Source organism: Victivallis vadensis (genome assembly GCF_003096415.1).
GTDB lineage: Bacteria > Verrucomicrobiota > Lentisphaeria > Victivallales > Victivallaceae > Victivallis > Victivallis vadensis.
Genome location: NZ_QEKH01000008.1, coordinates 39,444 through 65,023, shown reverse-complemented (window position 1 = coordinate 65,023; position 25,580 = coordinate 39,444). Strand labels below are relative to the sequence as shown.

The window sequence follows — 25,580 nt, the reverse complement described above, 5'->3', positions numbered from 1 at the left end:
CACGGCCGCCTGTTATTTTTCGAGTGCGCTTCCAAGCCGTTTCGCCACCTTCGCGGCGATTTCGGCGGCCTGTCCTTCCTGATAGTTGAGCTGGCGCCAGTTCCAGTGGAAACCGTCTTCGACGCCGCGCGGCACCACGTGCAAATGGGCGTGGGGCACCACCTGGCCGGCGGCCGTCCCATCGGCCAGATGCAGGTTGAAAGCGTCGTAATCCAGCTCCCGCCGCAGGGCGATGCCGATCCGCGAACCGATATGGAACATCCGTCCCGCCGTCGCCTCGGGGATCGTGGAGCTGGACTCGTGGTGTTCCTTCGGGATCACCAGCGTATGCCCGAAGTTGATCGGGCCGATGTCCAGAAACGCCAGCACCAGCTCGTCTTCGTAAATTTTGACCGCCGGAATTTCACCGGCCGCGATTTTGCAGAAAATACAATTGCCCATACCGTCTACCTCCGTTCTGAAATTACCACGCTTCCGTGATGCCGGCAACCACATTTTTCGCCGCGGCGTAGGCGGCCTGCCGGATACCGTTGCGCCGTCCGATCTCCTGGTCCGCGCCGGTCTGGAAATCGGCGGAACCGCTGGCTTTGCGCGCGGTGAGCAGCGGCTTGGCCTGTCCCGGAATCACCACGGAATATTCGATGAGCAGCGAAACCCGCCACTGGTTCGGCACGTCGAAGTCGTTGCTTTTGGTCGCCCACGAGATTTCGGAGAAATTCACGCCCAGCACCCGTGCGTACACGATACAGTCCGCCTTGCTCATATCCACCAGCTTCAGCGAACCGTCGGTCATGAAAGCCTCGCAGAGCAGCCCGCGCACTTCGGCGGAAACGTTGTAGGCGATGGTTTCATTGACCACCGGCGCGACCGCGACGGTCCGGATCTGCGGGTGCATCAGCGATCCGACCCGGTAGCCGCAGCCGGACACGCAGGCCAGCAGCAGCGTCAACATCATCAATGCGGCAACTCTCATTCGCTTTTCTCCTTATCCTGTTCGTCCGGCAGATGCACGCTGAAGACCGGCAGCAGGAAGCGGCGGTCACTGTCGCCGGGGGCGATCAGCAGTTGCGAGGCCTCCGCCGGAATCGGGCGGGTCCGGTAGTGGGGCAGCCGCCCCTCCGGCTTTTCCCGGAAATCCTCCGGCACGAAAGTGCTGTCCAGCTTCACGAGCAGCCGCTCGGAGGCGTCCGCCGACGTGGTGTCGGGATAATCCTTCAGCACCTGGGCGAGGTAGCGTTCGGAGGCCTCCTTGCGCCCGGCGCGTTCATAGTATTCAGCCAGCTCGTAGAGCCGTCCCGCCTGGATGTCGCGGGAGCGGACCATGCGCACTTTGACCCACGGCGCTTCGGGCGCATCCGGGTACTTCTCCAGAAAGGTCTTGAACAATTCGTAGGATTCACGGTTGTACGCCCCGTCGCCGTCGCCGCGCCGGGAGAGCTCGTACAGGCCGTTGGCCAGCGCCAGATACGCGTAACGGCACGCCTTCGCATCCGGGAAATCCCGGATGATGATCCGCAGTTGTTCCAGCGACTCTTTGACCTTTCCCTTCTGGTCGAAGAGATAGGCCAGCCGCAGCCGCGCTTCCGGGGCGGATTCCGCGAACGGCGCCCGGTCCAGCGCCTTTTCAAACACTTCGATGCTCTTGTCGTCGCCGACCAGCCACGGAATCCAGCGCAGCGACCAGAACGCGAGGTCCCGCTTGCCCTGATAATAGGCGTCGGCGATCTCGTATTCCCGCTTCACCAGCTCCACGAAGTCGGCGTATTCCGGGAAACGCTCCATCAGCGACTCGATCGCCTCGAACTCCTTGTAGAGCAGCCTGCACATCCGCCATGCGCCGATCTGCGCCCGGATCGAGTTCGCCTTGATGGCCGGGGAATCCGCCTCGATTTCAGCGGCTTCGAACTTGTCGCCCGCCGCCTTGTAATCCTTTGCCTGATAGAGTGCCAGACCTTCACGATAGGCATCGTCGGCCGATTTATCGTCGGCGGCAAGCGGCAGCGCCAGCAGAAATGCGGCGGCAAGCATCAGAAGTTTTGATTTATCCACCAAACAATCCTCGGGTTTCGCCGGCGCTTTCAACCGGCCTGGTTGTTACATCAATTTCAGGCCGGGCAGGTCCTGCACGTCGATGAAGCCCTGCACCACGCCGCCGTCGTCCACGACCACGATGTCATCCACATGGCGGGTTTCCAGAGTTTTAAGCACTTCGACCGCAAGCTGTTCCGCCTTTACAGTGACCGGCTTCGGAGTCATCACTTCGCTCATCAGACGCTCCAGCACCGACATATCCTTTTCGCACCAGCGGCGGAAGTCGCCGTCGGTGAAAATGCCGAGCAGCCGGTTGTCCGGGGCGACCACGATCGCGGAGCCGCAGCGGGCATGGCTCATGCGGTAAAGCGCGTCGCGCACCTTCGCCTCCGGCGGGACGATCGCGGTATGTTCAAGGTCGCGCATGATGTCCATCGCGCGCAGCGTCACCATCCTGCCGATCGCGCCGCCCGGATGGAGCCGGCCGTAGTCGGACTTGGTGAATCCCTGCCGGTCCAGCAGCACCATCGCCAGCGCGTCGCCGAGTGCGAGCAGCGCCGTGGTGGTGGTGGTCGGAGCGAGGTTGAACGGGCACGCCTCCTGCGGCACCGGCATTTCCACGACCAGATCGCTCATGCGTCCGAGAGTCGAACCGGCGGAGGCCGTGATGGCGGCAAGCTGCACGCCGAGCCGCTTGGCCGGATTCAGCACCACGAGCAGCTCCTCGGTTTCGCCGCTGTAGGAGAGGGCGATCAGCAGGTCATGCTTCTGGATCATGCCGAGGTCGCCGTGGCGGGCCTCCACCGGGTGCATGAATACCGACGGCGAGCCGACGCTGGACAGCGTCGCCGCGATCTTCTTGCCGATATAGCCGCTCTTGCCGATGCCGGTGAAGATCAGCTTGCCTTCGTTGGAGAGCGTCTCCATACAGCGGGCGACCAGCTCTTCGAAGGAGCCGTTCAGGTTGTCGCGAACCGCCTGCAGCCCTTCGATCTCGGTGTCGAACACCTCGCGGGCGCGTTCCAGAACCGTCTTAGTCATCGTTTCCATCTCCCGGAAGACCGTCAGAGCCGGCAGGAGCGGATATCCGTCACGATAATGCCGCGGGCGCCGATTTCATACAGTTCGTCCATGATGCCGTTGCACTGCTTGCAGAGCACCATCGCCTTGACCGCGACCCAGTCCGGATTGGAGAGCGGCGAAACGGTCGGGGCTTCGATGCCCGGAGTGATCCGGCAGGCGGCTTCGACGCTGGCGCGCGGAATGTCGTATTCGATCATCGCATAGGTGCGCGCCACCAGAATCCCCTTGATCCGGGCGACCAGCTTGTGCACTTCGGGGCGGTCGGCCAGCTCGGCGGAACGGCTGACCAGCACTGCTTCGGAGTGCAGCATCGGTTCGCCGATCACCGCCAGCCCCGCCTCTTTCAGCGTCGCGCCGGATTCGACCACGTCGGCGATCGCATCCGCGACACCGAGCCGGATCGAAATCTCCACCGCTCCGTCCAGTTTCACGATCGGGCACTTCAGGCCGAACTTTTCCAGATTCTGCCGCAGCAGTTCGGGGTAGGAGGTCGCGATGCGCAGACCGTCCAGCTTTTCGACGGTCAACCCGGAATCCTTCGGCACCGCGAAGCAGAAGCGGGAGCGGCCGAATTCCAGCGGCATCACCTCGGTGACGGCGGCGCCGGAATCCATTTCGAGGTCGCGGCCGGTGATGCCGAGGTCCAGCACGCCGTTGCCGACGTAGAGCGCGATGTCGCGCGGGCGCAGGAAGACGAAGTCGATCTCGTTGGCCTGGTCACGGACGATCAGTTCACGGCCGGAGCGGGAGCAGCGGTATCCCGCCTCCTGGAGCAGACGGACGGCGTCCTCGGAGAGGGCGCCCTTATTCGGAATTGCCATTTGAAGCATATTGAACGTTCCTTACAGAATGAATCGCAGCCGGATGGAACCGGTTTTACAGATATTTGTAGATGTCTTCGAGTTCGAGATCGTTGGCGATCATCATCACCTGAAGATGATAGAGCAGCTGGGAGATTTCCTCGGCGGTCTTTTCACGGCCTTCGTATTCCGCGGCCATCCAGACCTCGCCGGCCTCTTCCACGACCTTTTTGCCGATGAAATGTTTGCCGCGGGCGAGTTCCTTCACGGTTCCGGAAGCGGGATCATTGGCTGCGGCTTTGGCTTTCAGTTCCACAAACAATCCGTCAAAAGTTTTCATGGCCTCTCTCAATCGTAAAAATAATAGTGATCTGTGAACTAAAATACATGTTAATATAGCGCCTGATCCGAAAAAAGCCAGTTCCGCAGTCCTGCATCCCGGAAAAAGCATAAAAAAAATACAATTTTTCTGTTTTTTCCGAAAATCCGCTTGCATTTTTCCCGAATTGCGTCATATTAAAAAGCACATCAGGCACCCGTAGCTCAGTCGGTAGAGCAAATGACTCTTAATCATTGGGTCCACAGTTCGAATCTGTGCGGGTGTACCATTAAAAACTCAGCCTCGCGAAAGCGGGGCTTATTTTTTAATGTGCGCCGGCACGGATGGCGAAGGTGAAACCTGAGCCGCGGCACGAAGTGACGCTCGAACAGGTTCGACGGCGAAGCCGAGCACGAGCGCAGCGAGGGCAATCTGTGCGGGTGTACCATTAAAAACTCAGCCTCGCGAAAGCGGGGCTTTATTTTTTGTGGATGAGAGGACTATTTCCGGGGTGATTCGCCGCCGGCGGCAGTAGAAATCTCCGCCAGAAGCATACTGGCCGGTTCGCAGTGGCAGACGTTCGGATACTCCTCTTGAATGTAGTTCCGGACGATTCCGGCGGCCGCCGCGCCGGAAATCGAACTCTTTTCCAAAACTGCCGGCAATTCTTCCAGCAGTTGGGTTCTGCCGTTGTCGCTCATTCGGATATGGCTGCGTGTGGCGGAGTGCCGGACATCGCAAAACAGCCACCCCGAAATCAACCCCACCGCCGCCAGCCATGCCGGAAACCAGATCGCCGTGCGCTTCCAGCTGTTTTTCATTTTGAGAGCGCTGAATGCGACAATGGCGCAGACAATTCCGACATACAGCACGGCATCCGGCAATTGCGGCGGCAGGAACTCTTTGCATTTGCGTTCCCATACTCCGGCGGCGACTTCCGCTTCCATTTGTTTCGCCGCCTGAACGGGGTGTTCCGACCGTTCCAGAAGTTCGGCGAGGTATCCGAAGAAATCCGTCCGGTACAAGTTGACCGGCTCTGAATTGAAAGCTCCCTGAAAGGCTCCGAGCATGGCGATTCCGCCGACCGGCACTGTGCTGAATCCCGCCAGCAGCAGCCACAGCCAACAGCATTTCCACCCGATTGCCAAACCGCACAGAAAGGCGATGCCGCAGGCGACCCCGATCAGAGGTATTCCCAGAACTATCAATAGATCCATTGTTCTTTTCCGGTTTCAGTTGCTTTGTTTCAGCAGACGGGGCTTACAGCCCTGCTGCCTGATTGGGGGAATCGGGGAAGCCTGCCGCTTTTGCGGCAGGCGGGTCTGCAGCCCTGCGGTTTGCAGACCTTGTGCGCTACGCGGCCTGATTTGCAATCAGGCACCGGTAGCTGGGCGCAGTAGCGCACAAGCGTTTTCGACGACAAGGGCACTTCGTCCCTTGACCCCGACCGGCAACGTGCCGGTGCGAAGTGCTGCCGATAGAGCTGGCCCTGCTTGTGAGTAATAACCGGGGGGGGACGAAGCGCCCCCGGCCGCCGGAGGCATTCCCGCCTTATCTGGCGAGGGAGGCTCTGGCGTCTTCGACCAGCTTCATGAAGCGTTTGCCGTATTCGATGTAGTTGTCCATGCGCTCGACGGCGTTCTGCGCGGCGTTTTCTTCATGGAAAACCAGCTTCATGTGCGGTTCCATCGAGAAACCGCCGTCATAGCCGTTCTTCAGCAGGTCGGTCACGATCCGGACCACATCGCCTTCGCCTTCTCCGGGGAAGGTGAACTCGGCCTTGTTGAAGCCGCCGTTTTCACTGCGGCCCTTGAAGATCGCATCCTTGATATGGACGTAGTGGATAAACTCCCTGACGTTGCGGTAGAACTCCCACGAACTCTGCACCTTGTCCAGCGCGTCCCCTTCGCTGCGGTCGAAGTTCAGCACCGGGTTGCCGGTGTCGAAAACAAGTTTGAAGTTCGGGGACTTCACGTTGTCGAGCAGCTTGAGGGTGTGCTTCCAGGACATGCCGCCGTAGTTGTTGCAGTTTTCGTGCAGATAGAGGATGTCGGCTTCCTCGCACATCCTGACCAGGGCGTTGACCTTGCGGAACACGTTTTCCTCGATCTCCTTATCCCAGGCGGGGCGTTCCCACAGCGCTTTGAAACTCATGCCGCGGATCATTTTGCAGTTGAGCCGCTTCATGCGCGCGATCGCGCGTTTGAGCTGTTCGGCGGTCTTCTGGAAATCCTCCTCCTTGAGCGGGTCCCAGCCCCAGTTCGCTACCGCGCTGCCGAAGCAGTTGACCATCACGCCGGCTTCTTCCAGCTTCGCGACCGCCTCCTCGAATTTGTCTTCGGGCAGATCATGGATGTTGGTGCCGTCGATCGCGCGCGATTCGATATACTTCCAGCCCAGCGCCTTGGTCGCCTTGATCTGTCCGTCGAGGCCGACGGAGGCCTCATCCGCAAAACCGGTGTAATACATAGTCCTGTTCCTCTGAATAAAAAGTTGGCTTGAAACTGTTTCTTGCGGTATAATGTAGCCGCGTTCCAATGAAAATCAACCCGCCGGAGCGGATAAACCTGAAGAAACTGATCCGGCTGAAAAGCCGTGGAGAGGAAATTTTCAAAAAACAAGTTAGACAAACCTAATTATCGATTTGCAATTTTCTTTTCCCCGGATATATTAGAAGGCAACATCAAATCAAACCATTTTTCACCATTTCAGCAAAACGGCAATGGTTGCATAATTGAAATTAGGCAAGGCTAATTTGCTGAGGAAAGGACAATCTTCAATGAAACGGCTTCTCGTTTTTGCAACAGCGGTATCGGCGCTTCTGGCTGTCGGCGCGGAGGTGCCGGAACCGGTCAAACCTTTTGTGAAGGAGGCTGAACGGGTATTTCCGGAAGCGGGGGAATTCACCCTGCTCAAGCCGGGCGTTTATCAGGTGCGCGACGGCAATTCCAATGTGCTCGGTTCGCTGTATCTGGAAACCATCGGCGATTCCGAACGGCAGTTCGGCTATGCCGGGACCATCGAAATCGCGGTGCTGTTCGACAAGGAACAGCGCGTGGCCGGAGTCCTGATCGGCAAAAATCAGGAAACCCCCTCCTTCCTGAACCGGGTCCGCGCCGCCAGGTTTCTCGAAAGCTGGAACAAGCTCAAGATGAATGAAATCCCCGGCAAGGAGGTCGATTTCGTGACCGGAGCCACCTACAGCAGCTCCGCAATCCATGCCGGAGTCCGCAAGCTCGCCGAATCCTACCTGAAAATGGCGGAAGATGAAAAGAAGGTTCCGGTCGCTCCGGCCGCCGCCGCTCCGGCTGTTCCGAAAAGCCCGGAAGTGATTCAGCTGGAACGGCGCATCGCGATGCTTCAGCGGATCGTGTCAGGCAGTCAGGTGCTGCTCAAGCAGTTGCAGGAGCGCAAGGAGGACGAATTGAAACTGCGGCTGATCGCCGCGCTGGAGGGGCCGGAAGCGGCGCAGAAGTTCGCTAAAGAGAACAAGCTGATGTTCTTCAACCATCCCGGCCGCGGCGGAAAGAAAAGTCCGGTGACGCTGGCGGCGGAGAAGTACAAGGCTTCCAAATCCGAAGCCGACCTGCAGGCGTTGAAAGCGGCGATTCTCGCCAATTATGAACGGATGCTCCAGACTGTTCCCCCTCACAATGCCGAACAGGAGAAGGCGCTGGAGGCCGTCAAAGCCCGGCTGGCGATGGTCCTGAAACAAGGCGGAGCGAAAGCTCCGGCGGCAGCGGCTTCCGCTCCGGGGAAGATGAAATTCCGCAGCCCCGAGGCGCAGGAGCAGGAGGAAAAGATTGCGAAGCTGGCTGCTGCCTACCGGCAGAACCGCGATCCGCAGGTACTCGGACAGTTGCGCAAAGAGGTGACCCGCCAGCTGGTACAGGGCACTCTCGCGATGTCCGCTGCGATCGAAAAGAAAGAACAGGAGACTGCGCGCCTGAAGGACCACCTTGCCGAATTCACCAGAGATCCCGACGCGGTGATTCAGAAACGGCTTGATGCACTGACCAAGTGAAAAAAAAAGAAGAATATTCAAATATAATATAGTGAATCTTATTAACACAATTACCATTATGGGACATTAGAGAAAAATGAGGTACAAAAATTTTACTCTTATTGAGCTGCTCGTCGTGATCGCCATCATCGCGATTCTGGCCGGGATGCTGCTGCCGGCGCTCAACCAGGCGCGGGAAAAGGGAATTTCCGCCTCCTGCGTGGGGCGGCTGAAGTCGATCGGACAGGCGGATTCGCTCTATTCTGCCGATTATGAATTCATTTCACCGGCCCGGCAGTATCTGATGGGCGGTTCCGGCACTTACTGGTGCGGAGTATCGAATGGCAGTTCTTCCGGCAGTGGCGACTCCATCGACTTCACCGCCGACGGATACCTGACTCCCTACCTGAAGAAATCCGGCAATGCCGATCAGGAAATCATGCGGGAGCTTTCCTCTAATGTGTTCATCTGTCCGCATGCTTCCGTCGCCGGAATGCTGACTGGCCAGAAGATTACGGCGGCCAACGGCGGCGGCTATGGCGTCAACCGGAAGGTTCACGGCGTCTTTGAAATGTGGTCTGGTCGACCTGCTTCTTCTACCTATGGTCTAAAGCGTCCGGGACGCATCAAGAATCCCTCCGCCGTGGTCGGTTACGGGGACTCCGCAACCAGCGACGCCGGCAAGCTCAAGGTCAACAACCTGATCAGCTGCAACAAGGTGCATTTCCGGCACAGCGGGCAGGGGAACTTCGCTTTCGCCGACGGGCACGTCGGCTCCCGCACCGGTTTCTACACCCATGCCGGCGGCACGATGGGAACCGCGAACGCCGATCCGGTCAATCACATCGGCTGCCTGGATGCCGATGAAAATGACGAAGGTACGGCGGAAAGCCTGTACGGAGAATAATGGCAATCGGGAGGAACGGCAATGAAAAAAGCGGTATTGATTGCGGCACTGGTGATCGGCGGCCTGGCGATGGTGTGGGCCGTCAATGTGAAGAAAACGCCGGATAACATTCCGACGGAGGTGGAGGCTTCCGCCGCCGAGCAGGCGGAACTGAAGCAGGCGTTCGACGCAATTGCGGAGGCCTATGATAAAAACCGTACCGGCACGCTGGAACGCTTTTTCGGCCTGACCCGGAAAGAACGCGAGGCCATCCGGTGCATGGAGGGACAGGACCCCGTCAAATCCAGCCTCGAACTGCTCCGGGAGCATGGCCGGAAACTTTCGGTGACCGATGTGAAATACATCGCCGTCGAACATGTTCCGTCCCGCTTCTACATCACCGGCAGGCTGAACGGAGAACAGCCGGTCCGGTTCGTACTCAACAAACACTCCAAAGGTTACCGGCTGGTCGGGATCGCAAAGTACGATCCGGCCGAATAAAAAACGCCTTTTCCCTGTGAGGAAGAAGAACGGGCCCCCCTTGCCCCCGCCTTCTTCCTTTTTTGTTTGTTCACAAATATCGAAATTTTTTTCAAAAAAGATTTGCTTTTTTCAACTTTCTTTGTCATAATTATAATACAGGTATTAAACACCGGAGATGAATATGCTTGATGAATTGGTCCATAAACCGGTCCGGAAAAAAGCGGTCTACGACAGGATGCTGAATGAAATCCGGCAGGCGATCCGCAGCGGCCAGTTGCCGCCCAGAAGCCGGATTCTGTCCGAACCGGAGCTTTGCGAACGGTACTGCATCAGCCGGGTTTCGGTGCGCACCGCGCTGGCGAAGCTGGAAAAGGACGGCCTGATCGTCAAGAAGAACGGCCTCGGCTCTTTTGTCTGCGACCCCGCCGATCCGGCTTTTTCGCCCGCGCAGGAGTTGAACGATGTCGCAATCAACCTGACCGAGATGAATTTCAACGTCAGCTGGTATTACACCAAAATCTATCAGGCGGCGGCGGCGACCGCTCCGCAATGCCGGGTGAAGCTTTCGCTGGTCAGTGAAATTTCCGCCGCGCTGTTGAAGCCGAACCACTGGAAAGGGCTGCTGGCGCTGAATACCGATGAAAACGCCGAGCTTGAAGCGATCGCGCGGCAGGGGATTGAGGTGATTTTGTTCAACCGCATTTCCCATCATCCCGATCTTGCGTCGGTTTACGTCGATTATTATGAGGAGTCACTCCGGGCGGTCCGCAGCCTGCGGGAACGCGGTTGCCGGAAAATCGCGCTGATCACTCCCAATGACGGCACCAGCAGCAGCGTCGCGCGTATCGGCGGCTACCTGAAAGCGGTCGATCGCAGTTTCCCGGAGCCGGAGCTGTTCTGCAGTCTGGTGCAGGACCGGCCCGACGCGGAATATACGGCGGTGATCACCGAATATCTGAAGTCGCACCGGCCGGATGCGGTCTATATTCCGTTCGGCGCCCATTTCCTGCCGTTCGCGGCGGCGGCTCATCAGTTGAATATCCGGATCCCGGAAGATATGGCCGTGATCAGCTTCGACGATATCGGGGAGATGCGCAACTTCTGCGGTTTCCCGTTCGGCTACGTGAAAATGCCGCTGGCGCAGATGGCGGAGGATGCGATCCGGTATCTTTCTGAAAAAATCATCAGGAGAAACGCCGTCCCGGTCCTGAAACGGCGCTACCCGGCCACCCTCGAATTCAGTAACTGACGCATTGGAAAAGAGAACGTTCCGCGATACGAATAATACAGGTATGAAATACAGGAGCTTGAAATGAATCACCGGAAGATGACAGGATGGATCGGCGCCGGGTTGCTGGCGGCGACATGTGCGGCGGCGCCGGTGGGCGTCCGGCCGGAGACGATGCGGGAGGGGACCGTGACCGGTTCCGACGGACGCCGGGGACTGGTCACCGGCAAGGTCGAGGCCGCGGAGGGGTTGGACGGCGGCTGCGGCTTCCTGCTGAAGGGGCCTGACGCGCGGATCGAGCTTCCCTATCCGGGCAACCCGGAAACCGTCGCTTTCGAGGCGTGGGTCAGGCTGCCGGAAAAGGCGGTCTTTTGCCACATCGCCCGGCGGCGCGGCAAGAACAACCAGTGGCAGTTCTTTGCGGCCCCCGCCGGCAACGGCGAATATCTGCTCTACGGCATGACCTGGAAGAAGTCCGACGGCAAGGAAAACTTCGTCGGCAGAAGTTCGGTCCGGCTGCAGGGCGGCAGGCTTCACCATGTCGCGATGGAGCTTGACGGGGCCAGCTACGGCAAGCTTTTCATTGACGGACAGGAGGTGTGCTCGGAGGTGCCGCCGGATGCGCTGCGTTCCGGGTCGAGTCCGCTGACCCTCGGCGGCGGCAAGGCGGGAGAAGCGGGCGACCTGTTTTTGCAGGATCCGGTCATCTATGATTCAAAGCTGCCGGAAAACTGGCAGCGCCGGGTGCGCGAACAGCTTTATCCGTGGGAGAGGAAGTTCACTCCGGCCGAAGTGATGAATTTTTCCGCGCCCGGCGCATGGCTGACCGCTCCGGTGGAGCTGCTCGACTCCATGCCGGAGGGAGAGATGTGGTCCGCGAAAAGCCGGTTCGGCAACGATCCGGGCAAGCGGATCGAGGCGAAAACGATGCGGGAGCTGGCGACCGGCGCCCGCCCGGAGGCCGGAGGGTTGCGCTGGAACCGCCACCCGATGTATCCGACGCTGCATGCGGCGCAGGTTCCGGCGGATTGGAGCAGACAGCCGGCGGTTTCGCTGAAACTCACCTCGAAGGAGGCGACCGGAGAAACGGTCTGGCTCGCTTTTTCCGCCGATTCAAAACAGACTCCGTACCGGGACTTTTACCGTTTCCCGTTCGCGGTCAACTTCACCGGGGAAAAGACGATCACGGTCAGCCGCGACAAATTTGAAACGGTCGGGGAGCCGGCGGGCTGGGACAAGGTGGACGGCGCGTGGTTCTTCACGAAAGTTGCCGGTGCGCAGCCCCATCCGGCGACCGATCTGACGCTCAAAGAGTTGCGTCCATCGGCGGAACCGGATAACAGCGCGGAGTTTCCGGGGGAAATCCGGCAGGAGAAAGACGCCGACGGCTTTGTCTTTAAAATGAACAAGCGCGAATATCAGCGCGCCTATTTGAATCATCCCTATCCCGAAACCCGGGGGGAGCAGCCGGTGCACGCCCCCTACGCCCACCAGTATTATCAGGCTGCCGAGCGGGCGCTTTTCGACTACTGCCCGGACTTCCTGCCCGGCTTCGTCAGCTACGGGCCGGACGGCAGGGGCTATATCCACTCCGGCGATCTGGTTCAGTTCCGGGGCGAAGACGGCAAATGGCAATACACCGATCTGGTTCCCATCCTGAAACAGTGGGCGAAGGAGCAGGGTTGGCCGGGATTGCAGCTCAGCTGGGGCCAGTCGCTCGGCGAAAAGGCGATCCGCTACGATAACGACGGCGACTTCTATTTGCTGGTACCGGTCGAAAAACTCGACGCCGACGGTAAAAATGTCGACTGGCACACCCGGACCACGCTGCTGCTGCATTCCCGCGACCGGATGAGGAGCTTCGAGGTCCACCGGCTGCCGGGGCGGCTCGCGACGTTTGAAAAGCTCGACGGGCATAACCGGGACTGCCTGAAGCGCCCGCCGGTGATCCTGCTCGGCGATTACAGCTACTTCCGGGACGCAGATCCGGCCGGGTATCTGCTGACTCCTTCCAAAAAGGCCGACGGTTCCCTCGACCTCGGCAAGCCGGTCAAGTACGCCGAATTCGCGATCTCCCCGGATCAGCACTCCGGCGGCGGCAATCTGGCGATTACCCGCGGCGACAAGGTGTTCATCGTCTTCGGCGTCGCTTCGGTCAACGCGATCGCGATGCAGGATGTGAAAGGCGCGAAACAGACGGTCATACCGCCGATTCCACCCGATCATCCCGGCCTGAAACTGAGCTATCAGCAGCAGCGCAGCGGCAAGACCTTCACCGAATACAGCAAAAACGGCACGCCGACTTTCATCATCGAATACGATTTGAAAACCGGCAGGCTCGGCGAACCGCGCTATCTGCTCTCCGGCGGAGCGCACGACGACGGCCACAACTGGCCGGCGATCACGGCGGACAGCCGCGGCATCCTGCATGTGATTGCGAACGGCCACCACAATCCGGTCGCTTACACCCACAGTCTGGAGCCGGACAATCCCTACGGCCCGTGGAGCGCCCCGGAATATGTGAAGCCCGGCAAATCGACGCCGTTTCTGTCCTATGCGACGCTGAACTGCGACAAAAACGACACGCTGTACACCATTCACCGCAGCACCACCGACGTGTACAACAACCACCTCGGCCTCTATGTAAAACCGGCGGGCCAACCGTGGCAGGGCGAGGAGGTGCTGGTCACGCCGTACCGGTACATGTACAAGGTCTGGGGGCACAAGGCGATCTACAATCCGGCGACGGGCGGAATCACGCTCGGATTTTACTCGCACTCGTCGATGAAGCAATTGATGCTCGATCAGTATTGGTTCGATATCTTCCAGTACCCGGATGAGGAGAAAGCGTACCGGGGCGGCAAAAGCGATATCGGCCTCCCGGAGGGGAACAAGTGCAAGATGTACGTCGGCCCGGCGGCGGAACTGACGCTGCTCACTTTCGATCCCGATGCGAAACAGTGGAAGCTGACTGTCGGAAAGGATTTGAAATAGTAGGCGAGGGGGTATAAAGGCTGAGCCGCCTTTACGCGGCGCACAATAAGCGTGGCAAGCGCCGGTAAAGGCCGAGTTGCTTTTACGCGGCGCACAATAAGCGCGGCAAGCGCCGCGAACGAATGTGAGGGAATTACTTGCGGCAGCAAGTAACGAGGAACGATAGTGACGAAGCCGAACGTAGTGAGCGAAGCCTCCCTGGCGTAGTGAGCGCAGCGAACGTTGAAGGGTTGGCGGGCGCAGCCCGACAAGTAAGGGGCGCTAGCCCCGCCGCGAATGGGAGTGCTTCGCAAGTCAACGGGAGTTCCGAGGCGAGCGGGGAGGTCCGGACGGGCGATCGTGCGCGCCGCAGGCGGGCAGGCCTTGAAAAAGGCCCTCCGGAGCCATCCGCAGTTCAAAGCGCAACCAGTTTGTGGCTTGTAACGATACGGAAAGGCGAATTAAGCATAAGCATCATTATATGATATATGCGACTTGAAAGCGGAGCTGAAGCTTACTCCCGCTCTGCGGGAGCAAGCCCTTCGGGCTCCGCACTCCAAGGTTGACCTCGGACGGCATCGGGCCGGGTAAGCAAACATAACATCAGATTGGAACCGTAGCCTTTATGACCAACAAACCAGACATGATTGATGACGGAGGGAAAAATGAAAAAATGTATCTTTACCTTAATTGAGCTGCTCGTTGTGATTGCGATCATCGCGATTCTCGCGGCGATGCTGCTGCCTGCCTTGAACAAGGCGCGGGAGCGGGCGGGGGCGGCAAACTGCGTCAGCAACCTCAAACAGGTCGGCAGCGCCACGCTGATGTACTGCAACGACAACGACGACGTGCTGATGCCGCAGGAGATTCCGAATGCTCAGGGGAAACTCAAACAGTGGTCGGTGCGGCTGGCGCTGGACAATTCGCTTTCCGGCAAGGTGTTCGCCTGCCCGATGATGCCGAACGACAAGTACGGAATCCGTAAAATGACGCGCAAGGACTGGCAGAATGCCTGGGACGATCCGGGCGCCAACTACAACGGGGGCCGTTACGTCCATTACGGGATGAACCGGATGATTCAGCGGACGGATTCCTCCGGCAGCCGGGGCAAGATGACGCGGGCGGTCAGCCCGTCGAAGCTGCTGCTGTTCGCGGACGCCTACTCCGCCAAATGGATGGAGGACGGTTTCTTCATGCTCTGGTCGAATTTTCAGGTTACGACGGACGACCTCGGATTTATCGACGGCCGCCACAGTTTCGCGAGCAACGTCTGCTATGCCGACGGCCATGTCGCGCCGAAATTCACCGGCGTACAGGTGAGCCGCCACTCCTACGGCACCGGCATCAACCCGTATGTGCGGGAGTTCTACAGCAACGGCGACAAGGACGTGCTGTGGAACATCAACAGCAGGTGACGGCGGTGAAACTACGACTGTTCCCGGCGCTGCTCGCACTGGCTTTCTCCTGCGGCGCCGCGCCGGATAAGCTCAAGCTGGATATGGCGGAGTTCCGCTCGGTCAGCCCGGAGCTTCTGCGGGCGATGGCGGAAAAGAACCTCACCGAACAGGACCTCTGGTCCAATCAGGAGTTTTCCAGCCGGGAATGGCGGTTGCCGCACAAATCGCCGGCGGAGTTCGACCGGGGAGTCCGGGAGGGGTTCTGGCGCGATATGCACCGCAATCCCACCCTTGCGCTGACCGGCCTCAAGCTGGATTGGACGGGGTGCCGCGCGATCCGGGTCCGGCTTGAATCCGCACTGAAAAGCAACAATGTGATCACGCTGGCGTTCCGGTCGGACAACCCGGAGGCGAAGGGGCGCGGCTACCTCTGTTTTGAAATTCCGCTGGACTTCACCGGCGAAAAGGAGCTGGAACTGGATTTCGCCGATGCGCGCCCGATCAACCGCCCCGCCGGATGGGATCGGATTTCCGGCGTCTATCTCTTTGCCAAAGCCGGCGGACACCACCCCAATCCTTACGCAGCGGTGCGGCTCATGGAAATCAGCCCGGTTCCGGGCAGGGCGGAGATTCCCGCCGCGAAGCCGGAGCTGTATCAGGTCAGGCTGACCGACCGTCCCACCCCGAATCTGAACCATTCGTGGCCGGAGGACCGGGCGGACGGGCCGGTCGTAACCGGTGACCGCTTCATCAGCTACGGCCATCACAGCCGGGCCGAGCGCGATCTTTATGCGTGGTATCCTCGTTACAATCCGGGCTATGTGAGTTTTTCACCGGAGGGCAGGGCGTATATCGCGGCGGGAGAACTGATCCAGTACCTCGACGGAAGCGACTGGCGGGCGGTTTCGCTGCGGCCCCATCTGGAAAAGTGGGCGAAGGAACAGGGCCGGGCCGGGCTTTACCACAACTGGGGGGCACAGGGCGGCGAGCCGGTGATCCGGTTCGACCGCGACGGCAACGCCTATGTGCTGGCGCAGGTGGAGGCGCTCAACGGCTCCGGCAGGCGGTACGACTGGCGCACCCGCACCGCGCTGCTGCTCTTTTCGCCCGACCGCTTTAAAACCTTCCGGGTCTACCGGCTGCCGCTGCCGATCGCGGGCTTTGAAAAGCTCGACGGCAATAATCCGGCGGCGCTGGACCGCCCGCCGGTGATCCTGCTCTCGGATTACGGATATTTCGACGCGGGCTACCGGGGGCTTAAGTTCCTGCTGCCGAAGCGGAACGGTGACACGCTGGAGCTGGGGGAACCGGTCGAGATCTCCGAAGCGGCGATCGGCTGCAACTATCACTCCGGCGACGGCAACATCGTGCTTTCCACCCCGGACAAGCTGTTCGTGATCTGGGGCTGGTTGCTTGAATACCGGCCGGGCAGCAGGTGGTGCGGGGCCATTCTTGAGGAGTTGAAAAAACTCCATCCCGGCGAAACCGATCCCGCAAAACTCTGGACGGTCGACAATCTGGCGAAGACCCGGTACGGCCGTTCGCTGCCCGCGTCGTTTCCGGGGCCGGATGCGCCGGAGAGGAATATGCGGTTCGATTCCCAGTACCATCATCCGTTTCACTCCCGCTTCAACCCGGCGGACAGCCGGAACGGGGTGCCGACCTTTATCACGACTTACGACCTGAAAACCGGACGGAAAAGCGAACCGGTCTATATCGGCTCCGCCGGTTCCGGGCTGGACGGCCACAACTGGGGCGCGATCAGCTTCGATCCGCAGGGATATATCGAAGTGATCGTGAACGGGCACCACAATCCGACGCTGTACACCCGGTCGAAGCAGCCGTATTCGGCGGAGGCGTTCGAGCCGGTCCGCTTCATCCGCCCCGAACAGGGGCAGGAGCGGTGCAGCTACGGGTCGCTGAACTGCGGCACCGACGGCACGCTGTACAGTTTCCACCGCTCCAGCACCGGCGTCTACAACAACCGGCTGGTGATGTTCCGCAAGAAACCCGGGCAACCGTGGGAACCGGCCCGCACTATTGTCGCCCCATCCAAGCTGCTCTACCACAGCTGGATGCACAAGGTCGCGATCAATCCGCGCAACAACTTCCTCTATCTGACCTATCTCGCGGTGCCGCCGCAGTCGTTCTGGCCGCCGGACTATTATGAGACGATGCGCTTCATCTACCCGGAGCTGGAGGAGACGCTGCCTTATTCCGGCTCCGCCGGGCGAATGACACTGAAACCGGTCCGCCACTGGGAGTCGTGGGAAGCCGGCGGCATGGTGCAGCTGCGCGGCGGCGAACCGGTGATCCTGGTTTCAAAGGACAACGGCGAAAGCTGGAGTCTCGCCCGCACCGGAGACTTCCGATGAGCAAAGGCAGGACATGGCGCAACGGCACGCTGGTCTACACGGCCGGAGGACTGGCCGTGCTGTTTCTGTGGCTGATGTGGGGGGATTTCGCGTATTCGATGAAGGACCGGGCGACCGGGACGGTGGCGGCGCTGATGCTCAAGAAGTTCGACGTGTCGGATTTTCTGTTCGGCATCATCATGATCTCCTTCCCGAACTTCACGAACATCTTCCTGTGCCCGATCGTCAGCTACCGTTCCGACCGCCATCGAGGCCGGTTCGGGCGGCGCATCCCGTATTTGCTGCTGACCACCCCGTTCATCGTAATCGGGCTGGCCGGATTGGGGTTCACGCCGCTTCTGGCGAGGCTGATCCGGCAGGCCGTCGGCGCGGAACATATCTCCTATAACCTGACGGCGCTGCTGGTTTTCTGCTTTTTCTGGATCATCCTCGACTTCGGAACCACGCTGGCCGGCGCGATCTTCAACGCATTGGCGACCGACGTGGTGCCGACGGAGTTTCTCGGGCGCTTTTTCGCGATGTTCCGCGCCGTCAGCCTCGGCTGCGCATTTCTTTTCAATTACTTCGTGATGGGCTACGCCGAAACCCACGCGCTGGTAATCTTCCTCGGCCTCGCGGCGCTTTACGGGATCGGCCTGTTCAGCATCTGCCTGAAGGTCAAAGAGGGCGAATATCCGCCGCCGGAAGCGGAAACCTCCGGCCCCCCGACTGTGAAGAGCGCGGTCAAGACCTACTTCCGTGAGTGCTTCTCGCTGCCCTATTACCGCTGGGTGATCATGGCGTCGGTGGTGTCTGGCTTCTCGGTGGTCCCCTTTAACATCTACGGGATCTTTTACGCCAAAAGCCTCAATATGGATATGGATTTCTACGGCAAGGTCAGTTCGCTGATCTGCCTGGTCTCCTTTGTGCTGAGCTTCTTCCTCGGCTGGTTCTCCGACCGCTTCCACCCGATCCGCACCGGCATGGTTTCCATGGCGCTTCAAACCGTAATCCTCTTTATCGGCGGCCGGATCGCCACCACCGAATCGGTTTTCGCCTGGCTGTTTCTGGTTCAGGGCATTTCGATCATGAGCTACAACACTCTGATGGCGTCCTATGCGCCGCGCCTGTTTCCCCGCGAATATTTCGCGCAGTTCAATTCCGCGATGATGCTGATCAACGCGCTCGCCAGCGTGATCGGCGCGCCGCTGGTCGGCAAATTCCTCGATCTTACCGGCAACCATTACCCCCACCTTTTCACCATCGGCGGCGTGATCGGTCTTTGCGGGCTGGGCTGTTTCGTGATGGTCTATCGCGGTTATCAGCGTTACGGAGGCGATTCCGGCTATATCGCTCCTGCTCCGACCGTCTGACCCTTGGGGATTTCGCTCCTTTCGGAGCGAGCAGGGCGCTTCGCCCCTGCACCCCGACCGGCAAGGTGCCGGTGCCGGGTACTTAGATCCGGGAAAGGCGTACCGCCTTTCCCTCCAGGGGGGAGACTCTACTGTGGACAGGCAAGCGGGTACCTGAGCGGCACACCGCTCCGGTCGGCGCAAAGCCTGCTTTTTTGCAGGCTTTAGGCACTCCCTGCGCCTGCTGCCGCCGGAGGTCACGCACGGAACGGCCAGATGCTGACCGGATGATGTGAAATTACCCTCATGGAGGCTGAACTCTACCTGTCCTTATGATAAAGGCAAGGTTTGGTAAGGTTCGTACTCAAAGATATGCTTGCCGGTGATATGACAATTGCATTGTTGCCTGACCTTGCTTTGCGTATATCGGCAGATCAATTCTTATCAGCCTCCATCAGGGTATCTGTCTGTTACATGGTTAGCATCTGGAGGTTCCGCGCGTGACCTCCGGCGGCAGCAGGCGTAGGGAGTGCCTAAAGCCTGCAAAAAAGCAGGCTTTGCGCCGACCGGAGCGGTGTGCCGCTCCTGTACAACCACGCCTGTCTCTACCGGAGCCTCCCCCACCCGGAGGGAAAGGCGGTACGCCTTTCCCGGATCTAAGTACCCGACGCCGGCACCTTGCCGGTCGGGGTGCAGGGGCGAAGCGCCCTGCTCGCTCCGAAAGGAGCGAAATCCCCGAGAGACGTTATTTCAGGAAGAGTTCGATCACCGGAACCTCGGTGCCCTGCGGCAGCAGCACCGGCAGTTCCAGCGTGAGCGCATTGTCGGGCGTGGTGCTGTTGAGATTGGAGTGAACCTCATTGACGGCTTCGCGGCGTCTGATTTCGCTGCCGTCGGCGAGGAGTTGGGCGTATTTGACCTTGCCGGCGAGGTTCGGCAGGTGGACGTGCTTGAAAGGCCACGCGAAACAGTGCAGATAGAGGCGGTTGGTTTCCGGATTGTAGGTGTAGCGGCAGTCCGGTGGGGCGGGGAACCCGGCGGGAGCCGCTCCGCAGCCGTAGATGGAGCGTGAATTGTACTTCATCCAGTCGGCATAACCGGCGAGCCGTTCCATCGCGCGGGCGTCGATGTAGCCGCGCGAGGTGGGGCCGACGTTCATCAGCAGATTGCCGCCGCGCGAGACGTGGTTGACCAGCATTTCGATGCACATTTTGACGCTCTTCCAGCTGGTTTCGTCGCGGAAGTAGCCCCAGGAGCCGGAGAAGGTCTGGCAGCCTTCCCAGACGGCGGGCTTGCCTTCCTCGTCGACCATTCCGTGATCCGGCGTGAACTGTTCGGGAGTCAGGATATCGCCGGAGCCGGGCAGGTCGAGGCGGTTGTCGACGATGATGCCGGGCTGGAGCTTGCGCACGAGCCGGATCAGCTCTTCGGATTCCCAGTCCAGATGGCCCTTGCCGTTTTCACCCGGATAGCTGAAGTCGAACCACAGCACATCGATCTTGCCGTAATTGGTCAGCAGTTCGGTGACCTGGTCGCGCATGTATTTTGCATAACGCTTCATGTCGCGGCCCTTGTTGAACTCCCCGGCGGAAATCTTGTTGCGCATCGGGTGGATCTTATCCAGCGTGAAATCGGGGTGGTGCCAGTCGATCAGCGAGTAGTAGAAGCCGACCCGGATGCCTTCCGCCCGGAAGGCGTCCACCACTTCGCGCAGCAGGTCGCGCCCGGCGGGGGTGTTGGTGACTTTGTAATCGGTGTATTTCGTGTCCCAGAGGCAGAAGCCTTCATGGTGCTTGGTGGTGATCACGAAGTATTTCATGCCGGCTTCGCGGGCGGCGCGGGCCCACGCCTTCGGGTCGAAGAGATCGGGATCGAAAAGGTCGAAATAAATCCGGTAATCCCCGTCGCTGATCTCCTCGGTATGGCGGATCCATTCGTGACGCGCCGGCATAGAGTAAAGCCCCCAGTGGATGAACATGCCGAAACGGTCGTGAGTGAACCACGCGGTATCGCCTTTGCCGTAATTTCCCATCTTTTGCTCCTTGTGTGGTGTTGATTTCAGGATTTTCGGGCTATATTAAACATAAGGAGCGATATGAAGATTTTCAATTGGAACTCTATGAATAAAAGTTGATTTTTTATGAATAAAATCATCGATGGCCGGTATGGAATCCGGATGGAGACGATCCATCTGGTCCGCCTGCAGCCGCTGTGGAACGGGATGCGCCTGACCGGACACCACTGGCGGCTCTATGTGCATGACGCTCCCGGAGCCGGAGTTGTGGTGAACGGGGAAAAGCTGGAATTGTCGCCGGGATTCGCCTGGCTGCTGCCGCCGCACGGCGACCTGCCGGCGTGGTGTGAAAATCCGGTGCTGAACCAGCTCTATTTGCACTTCGAAGTCGCCCGGCTCACCGGCAGCCGCCGGACTCCGGCCAGCGCGGTTCCGCTGGACCCGGTGCTGACAGTGCTGGCGCGGGAGCTGAAGGAACAGCTGGATTCACAGGCTCCGGCCCTGATCCTGACCGCGACGGCGCTGGCGGCGGCGGCCCTGGCCCGGCTGCCCGGCGACGCCTGGGATGAACTCGGCCCGGACCGGGAGATTGAGGAGCTGTGCGAATCGCTGCGCCACACGCTGGCGCAGGAGCTGACCGTCACTGATCTCGCCCGGCGGCTCGGAATGCCGGTCAATGCGTTCATCCGCCGTTTTCAGGCCGGAACCGGCAGCACGCCCTACCAGTACCTGACCAATCTGCGCTATACCCGCGCGGCGCGGCTGCTGGAGGAAGGCGAGCTGTCGATCGACGATATCTGCGAAGCGGTCGGCGTGAAGGACCGCTTTCACTTTTCACGGATGTTCAAGCGGCTGCACGGACTTTCCCCGGCGGCCTACCGCCGGGGTTATCGCCCGCGTTAATCCATCGCGACGGCTCCGCCGCCGCCTGAAAGCTCCCCGGCGTCGCCGCCCCGGCCGAACTCCGGCGGATTCACGGTCAGCGTGCCGGCCGCGCCGCCCTTTTCAAAGTCGAAGTTGAAGCCGAGCAGCTTTACCGGGTAATCGAGTCTGCGGTCCTGATTGCCGCCGTAGATGACCAGCCCTTTCCCGGCAGGGAAGCAGGAGAGGTCGAAGTGCGCCGTCGCCCCGGCTCCGGGCCGCACCTTCAGTTGCCGCTTGAGCTGGAAAGTTTCGCCCTTCGCATCCTGCACCAGGAAGCTCACCGCACGGATGCCGCTGCCCTCGGGGCGGAAAGTTACGGCGACCGTCTCCGGCCAGCTCTTCTCATCCTTCGCCAGCACCGGATGCCGGGTCGAGAAGAGCGAAGCGTAGCCGCGTCCTTCCGGCGTGTGCCGGATCACCGCTTCGGTGTCGCCGGTGCCGCGCAGCAGTTCATATCCGCTGCCGTAAACCGTCCACGCGCCCGGCTCCCAGCGCGGCGCGGGGGCGGTGATCTCATACGGCTTGAGCAGGATTGAACCGTCCGGTTTCGCATTTCGCAGCTCGAAGTTGAAGCCGAGCAGCCGCACCGGGAAATCCACCTTGCCGTTGCCGCCGCGGTGGACGATCACACCCTTTTGCAGCACTCCCGCCGCATTAAAGCGCAGGGTTTTCCACTCGTTTTCCGGCAGCTTCAGATTCTGCTTGAGCTGGAAGGTCTCGCCGTTCCGGTCGAGGAACAGCAGATTGACCGCGAACACCTCCGCGCCCGAAACCCGCACCGGAATCGCCACGTCCCGTTCCAGTTCCGCCGCATCGGCGGCGAACTGCTTCGGCGTACGCAAGTAGAATGTGACCACGTTCGCGTGTTCCTTGTCCCAGCCGATGCGGAGCTGCCTGCCGCCGTCGGCGGCGGCCAGTTTGAACCCTTTGGCATAGGTGATCCAGTCACGGAGCGAAAGCGTTTTTTCCACCGCGCGGAATCCCGCCGTGTCGGAGAACTCCATGCCTCCAGCGCTCTCGAACACCGCGTCGATATAGAAGAGCTGCCCCGGTTTCGCGCTGCGCGGCACCGGCACGGTGAAACTGCCTTCTCCCATGCCGTCAGCCGGAATTTCGAGCGGAACCGCCGCCGGGCGGACCGCCCACGGCCATTCGCGCCAATTGCTTTTCGGGATCAGCCGCAGGGTGCCTTTGAGCGGCTCGGATTTGAGGTTGTAGACGTGTACCCGGACCGTTTCCGGCATTCCCGCGGTCAGGTCGAGCGTCACGCCGGACATCAGGTCGCAGGAGCGCGATTTGCGGTTCGGCAGAATCCGCACCTTCGCCGCCGGAAGCGGCCGCGCCGGAACCGCATGGGCGGTCGCGACCGTTTCAAGCTCCGGGGTGAGCGCGCCGCGCACGAAGACCGGGTATTCATCGACCGGAATTTCGACCGCCCCATTCTTCACCGGCAGCTTCGACGCGCCGCCGGAGAGGTCGAACACTTCGACGCTGTCGCCGGAAGCGGCCACCCTGACCGGCTGCGCCGGTTTGATCAGGTCGAGGAACGGCGTTTCATACCGGCCGTAGCCGTAGGGATCGTTGCGCCAGAAGGTCAGCACGTCGCGCCCGTCGGCGTCTTTGAACGCCAGTCCGGCGATTTCACCGACTTTCATCGAATGTCCCTTCACGAAACCGGAGAACCGGGCGCGTCCCAGCAGCTTCGCGGCGGCGCGGAAGCCGGCGATGGCCGGTTTGGGCCGCCCGAAGCGGTCGAGCATGCCGAACTCCTCCTCAAGCGAATCGACCGGGACGTCGCGGAAGTTGTAGGGCAGCACCTTGCTCGCGCCGAACGCCATGCCGCCAGCCATCACCTTCGGCTGGTGGACCGCCTGATAGCGGCGCACTTCGTCGAGGGTGCGCACCGGAATCAGGTGCATGGAGTTGTAGGTGCAGCCGCCGATTTCGGTCAGCCAGACCGGTTTCGCCGGAATCCCGGCGGCCTGCTTCCAGCCGTTCAGCTCGCGCATCTTGCCGGAAATGCCCCAGAACATCGGCACGTAAAAGCCGTAGATATGGCTCGCGATCGAGTCGCAGAACTCTCCGCCTTTCACCCGGAGCACCGGACCGTGGATCGCGTTGAGGTCGCCCGCCATCACGTTGCACTCCGGATCGGCGAGCTTGGCCGCCTTGTACCCGGCCTTCAGCGCCTGCGCGTAATCCTCCGGCAGGCAGTTCCAGTAGGTCGGCTCGTTGCCGAACTCCCAGTCGCGCACGATGCCGCGGTGGGCGCTGACCAGATTGTAGACCTGTTCGGCGTACCAGGCGTAGTCCGCCGGAATCCCGTGTTTCTCCCATTTGGCCGCCAGTTCGGGAAATTCGGCGCGGTTCGCCGCGATTTTGTCATAGCTGTTGATGCCGGAGGAGGTGATGATCGCGAGCGGATTCAGCCCCGCTTCGCGGATGCGGCGCAGCACGCTCTGCGAACCGCCGATGTCATTGTAGGAGACGTCCACGCGCACGTTGCTGACACCGAGGCGGCGCAGCAGGTCGAAGTCGAACTCCTCGAAACTGAACCGCCGTTCCCGCCGCGTGACATGGCAGGTGAAGCCGAAGTTTCCCTCCGCGCCGTTGTCGGCGGGGTCGTACATTACCGCCAGCGGAAGCCGCTGGGATTGCCGGTTGAAAAGCGGGTCTTCCGGGGTGATCAGCAGTTCGTAATAGCCGTCCTTTTCCGGCAGTTTCACCGTAAGCTCGGTCACGCCGGTTTTCAGCTCGGGATTCAGCCGCTCCGACCGGACCGGGCGGTTTGCGAAGTCGCGCAGCTCCAGCCGGAACGCCGCGTTGCGCATCGGCCCGTCGTTGCGGATGCGCAGCTTCGCCGGTTCGGAGCGGTCGAAAAAGAAGTTGTTGCGCCGGTTCAGCCGGTCGCCGAACTGCAGCGGCGCGGTCGCCGCGACCCGGAAGCCGCTTTCGGCACGCCCCTCGTACTCCGGCTGCTGCCAGAGGCGCGCCGTGTTCAGCGAAGCGGCGTCGGAACTTTTGTCGTCCGCCCCGAGCACGAAAGGAGCGCCCGCGTAGAACTTGTTTTCCATGTGCTCGCGCAGCCCGGAAGCGTGGCCGGAAATCCCGTAGTGCGACGTTTCGTCGCGCGTTTCCGGCGTCAGCTCGCGGTAGTTCCCGTTGCCGTCGTACCAGCCCGCCTTGAAAAACTCGTGCATGTCGGGCAGATACCAGACCCGCGCCGCGTCGGGGAAGGTCAGGTCGCGGTAGCCGACGATCGCTTCATGGACTTTGCCGTTTTCGCGGGGACGCTTCGCAATCACATAGGCGCCCTTCGCCGGATCACCGGTGGTCAGGTAGTTGCAGTAGCGTGCGGCGTTGACCCGGCTTACGAAGTTTACGCCGGAGTTTTCGCTGCCGGGCTGCGGCGCATAGCTCCACGCGCCTTCTTTGCCGGAGCGAGCGATCTTCATGCGTTCATCGAAGAGACGGTGCGGATCGCCTTTGGCGGCGCAGGCGTTCAGGAATCCGGCGTATTCGGCGTTGGAGACCTCGTTTTTCCCGATCCGGTACGGATAACCGACGCCGCCGCGCGGATACGGGTTCGGCACTTCATGGAAAAAGACCTTTTTGCCGGGATTGCCGGCGTCGCCGATCGTGACCAGCTCCGGCGCGGCGGCAAGGGTACAGCCGGCGGTCAGCATGCAAAGGGCGAAAAATATTCTGTCTGTCATGGATCGGCACTCCCCGG

The 25,580-nt window shown here is 60.5% G+C and carries 19 protein-coding genes and 1 tRNA gene; 10 read left to right on the top strand and 10 right to left on the bottom strand.

Annotation, left to right across the window (positions count from 1 at the left end):
- Positions 1-12: 12 nt before the first annotated feature.
- From C8D82_RS06275 to C8D82_RS06250, 6 genes are read right to left on the bottom strand one after another with little or no spacing between them, the layout of a single operon-like run.
- On the bottom strand, positions 13-441 hold the full coding sequence (locus C8D82_RS06275; protein ID WP_165832870.1) for an HIT family protein: 429 nt from the start codon (positions 439-441) through the stop codon (positions 13-15).
- Between the two features lie 22 nt (positions 442-463).
- Positions 464-973 (bottom strand): LPS assembly lipoprotein LptE, encoded by a 510-nt coding sequence (locus C8D82_RS06270; RefSeq protein ID WP_116883424.1) that lies wholly within the window; start codon positions 971-973, stop codon positions 464-466.
- Complete coding sequence (locus C8D82_RS06265) at positions 970-2,049, bottom strand: outer membrane protein assembly factor BamD (RefSeq protein WP_133245089.1); 1,080 nt, start codon at positions 2,047-2,049, stop codon at positions 970-972. Before C8D82_RS06265 ends, C8D82_RS06270 begins: the two co-directional genes overlap by 4 nt.
- Before the next feature lie 45 nt (positions 2,050-2,094).
- Complete coding sequence (locus tag C8D82_RS06260; RefSeq protein ID WP_165832869.1) at positions 2,095-3,072, bottom strand: KpsF/GutQ family sugar-phosphate isomerase; 978 nt, start codon at positions 3,070-3,072, stop codon at positions 2,095-2,097.
- A gap of 23 nt (positions 3,073-3,095) precedes the next feature.
- The gene (gene hisG / locus C8D82_RS06255) at positions 3,096-3,944 is read right to left on the bottom strand and encodes an ATP phosphoribosyltransferase (RefSeq protein WP_116883421.1); all 849 of its coding nucleotides are present in this window, start codon (positions 3,942-3,944) and stop codon (positions 3,096-3,098) included.
- A 46-nt stretch (positions 3,945-3,990) separates the two neighbouring features.
- Positions 3,991-4,254: a phosphoribosyl-ATP diphosphatase gene (locus tag C8D82_RS06250; RefSeq protein ID WP_116883420.1), complete on the bottom strand. Its 264-nt coding sequence runs from the start codon at positions 4,252-4,254 to the stop codon at positions 3,991-3,993.
- 192 nt (positions 4,255-4,446) lie between these two features.
- Between C8D82_RS06250 and C8D82_RS06245 the strand changes: the two genes are divergently transcribed.
- A tRNA-Lys gene (locus tag C8D82_RS06245) sits at positions 4,447-4,522 on the top strand.
- A 211-nt stretch (positions 4,523-4,733) separates the two neighbouring features.
- On the opposite strand, the gene C8D82_RS06240 is transcribed toward C8D82_RS06245, so the two are convergent.
- Together C8D82_RS06240 and C8D82_RS06235 are read right to left on the bottom strand one after the other, a co-directional pair.
- Complete coding sequence (locus C8D82_RS06240) at positions 4,734-5,450, bottom strand: hypothetical protein (RefSeq protein ID WP_116883419.1); 717 nt, start codon at positions 5,448-5,450, stop codon at positions 4,734-4,736.
- Between the two features lie 334 nt (positions 5,451-5,784).
- Positions 5,785-6,702, bottom strand: a complete 918-nt coding sequence (locus C8D82_RS06235; protein WP_116883418.1) for a sugar phosphate isomerase/epimerase family protein — start codon at positions 6,700-6,702, stop codon at positions 5,785-5,787.
- Between the two features lie 310 nt (positions 6,703-7,012).
- Here C8D82_RS06235 and C8D82_RS06230 point away from each other — a divergent pair, with 310 nt between their 5' ends.
- From C8D82_RS06230 to C8D82_RS06195, 8 genes are all read left to right on the top strand, one after another.
- Positions 7,013-8,257 (top strand): FMN-binding protein, encoded by a 1,245-nt coding sequence (locus C8D82_RS06230; RefSeq protein WP_116883417.1) that lies wholly within the window; start codon positions 7,013-7,015, stop codon positions 8,255-8,257.
- A gap of 76 nt (positions 8,258-8,333) precedes the next feature.
- Positions 8,334-9,143, top strand: a complete 810-nt coding sequence (locus tag C8D82_RS06225) for a prepilin-type N-terminal cleavage/methylation domain-containing protein (protein ID WP_116883416.1) — start codon at positions 8,334-8,336, stop codon at positions 9,141-9,143.
- A 21-nt stretch (positions 9,144-9,164) separates the two neighbouring features.
- Positions 9,165-9,623, top strand: a complete 459-nt coding sequence (locus C8D82_RS06220; protein WP_116883415.1) for a hypothetical protein — start codon at positions 9,165-9,167, stop codon at positions 9,621-9,623.
- Positions 9,624-9,786: 163 nt separating this feature from the next.
- Complete coding sequence (locus tag C8D82_RS06215) at positions 9,787-10,854, top strand: GntR family transcriptional regulator (RefSeq protein ID WP_165832868.1); 1,068 nt, start codon at positions 9,787-9,789, stop codon at positions 10,852-10,854.
- A 63-nt stretch (positions 10,855-10,917) separates the two neighbouring features.
- Positions 10,918-13,827: a LamG-like jellyroll fold domain-containing protein gene (locus C8D82_RS06210; protein ID WP_116883413.1), complete on the top strand. Its 2,910-nt coding sequence runs from the start codon at positions 10,918-10,920 to the stop codon at positions 13,825-13,827.
- 644 nt (positions 13,828-14,471) lie between these two features.
- Complete coding sequence (locus C8D82_RS06205; RefSeq protein WP_116883412.1) at positions 14,472-15,221, top strand: prepilin-type N-terminal cleavage/methylation domain-containing protein; 750 nt, start codon at positions 14,472-14,474, stop codon at positions 15,219-15,221.
- A complete protein-coding gene (locus C8D82_RS06200; RefSeq protein WP_133245088.1) occupies positions 15,200-17,578 on the top strand; it encodes a BNR-4 repeat-containing protein in 2,379 nt (792 codons plus the stop codon). Before C8D82_RS06205 ends, C8D82_RS06200 begins: the two co-directional genes overlap by 22 nt.
- The gene (locus C8D82_RS06195; RefSeq protein WP_116883410.1) at positions 17,575-18,930 is read left to right on the top strand and encodes an MFS transporter; all 1,356 of its coding nucleotides are present in this window, start codon (positions 17,575-17,577) and stop codon (positions 18,928-18,930) included. Before C8D82_RS06200 ends, C8D82_RS06195 begins: the two co-directional genes overlap by 4 nt.
- A 724-nt stretch (positions 18,931-19,654) precedes the next feature.
- Here the strand turns inward: C8D82_RS06195 and C8D82_RS06190 are convergent.
- Positions 19,655-20,941 (bottom strand): alpha-L-fucosidase, encoded by a 1,287-nt coding sequence (locus tag C8D82_RS06190; protein ID WP_116883409.1) that lies wholly within the window; start codon positions 20,939-20,941, stop codon positions 19,655-19,657.
- A 108-nt stretch (positions 20,942-21,049) separates the two neighbouring features.
- On the opposite strand from C8D82_RS06190, the gene C8D82_RS06185 reads away from it, so the two are divergent.
- The gene (locus C8D82_RS06185; protein WP_116883408.1) at positions 21,050-21,826 is read left to right on the top strand and encodes an AraC family transcriptional regulator; all 777 of its coding nucleotides are present in this window, start codon (positions 21,050-21,052) and stop codon (positions 21,824-21,826) included.
- On the opposite strand, the gene C8D82_RS06180 is transcribed toward C8D82_RS06185, so the two are convergent.
- On the bottom strand, positions 21,823-25,563 hold the full coding sequence (locus C8D82_RS06180; protein WP_133245087.1) for a hypothetical protein: 3,741 nt from the start codon (positions 25,561-25,563) through the stop codon (positions 21,823-21,825). The two genes, C8D82_RS06185 and C8D82_RS06180, sit on opposite strands and share 4 nt — an antisense overlap.
- Positions 25,564-25,580 lie beyond the last annotated feature (17 nt).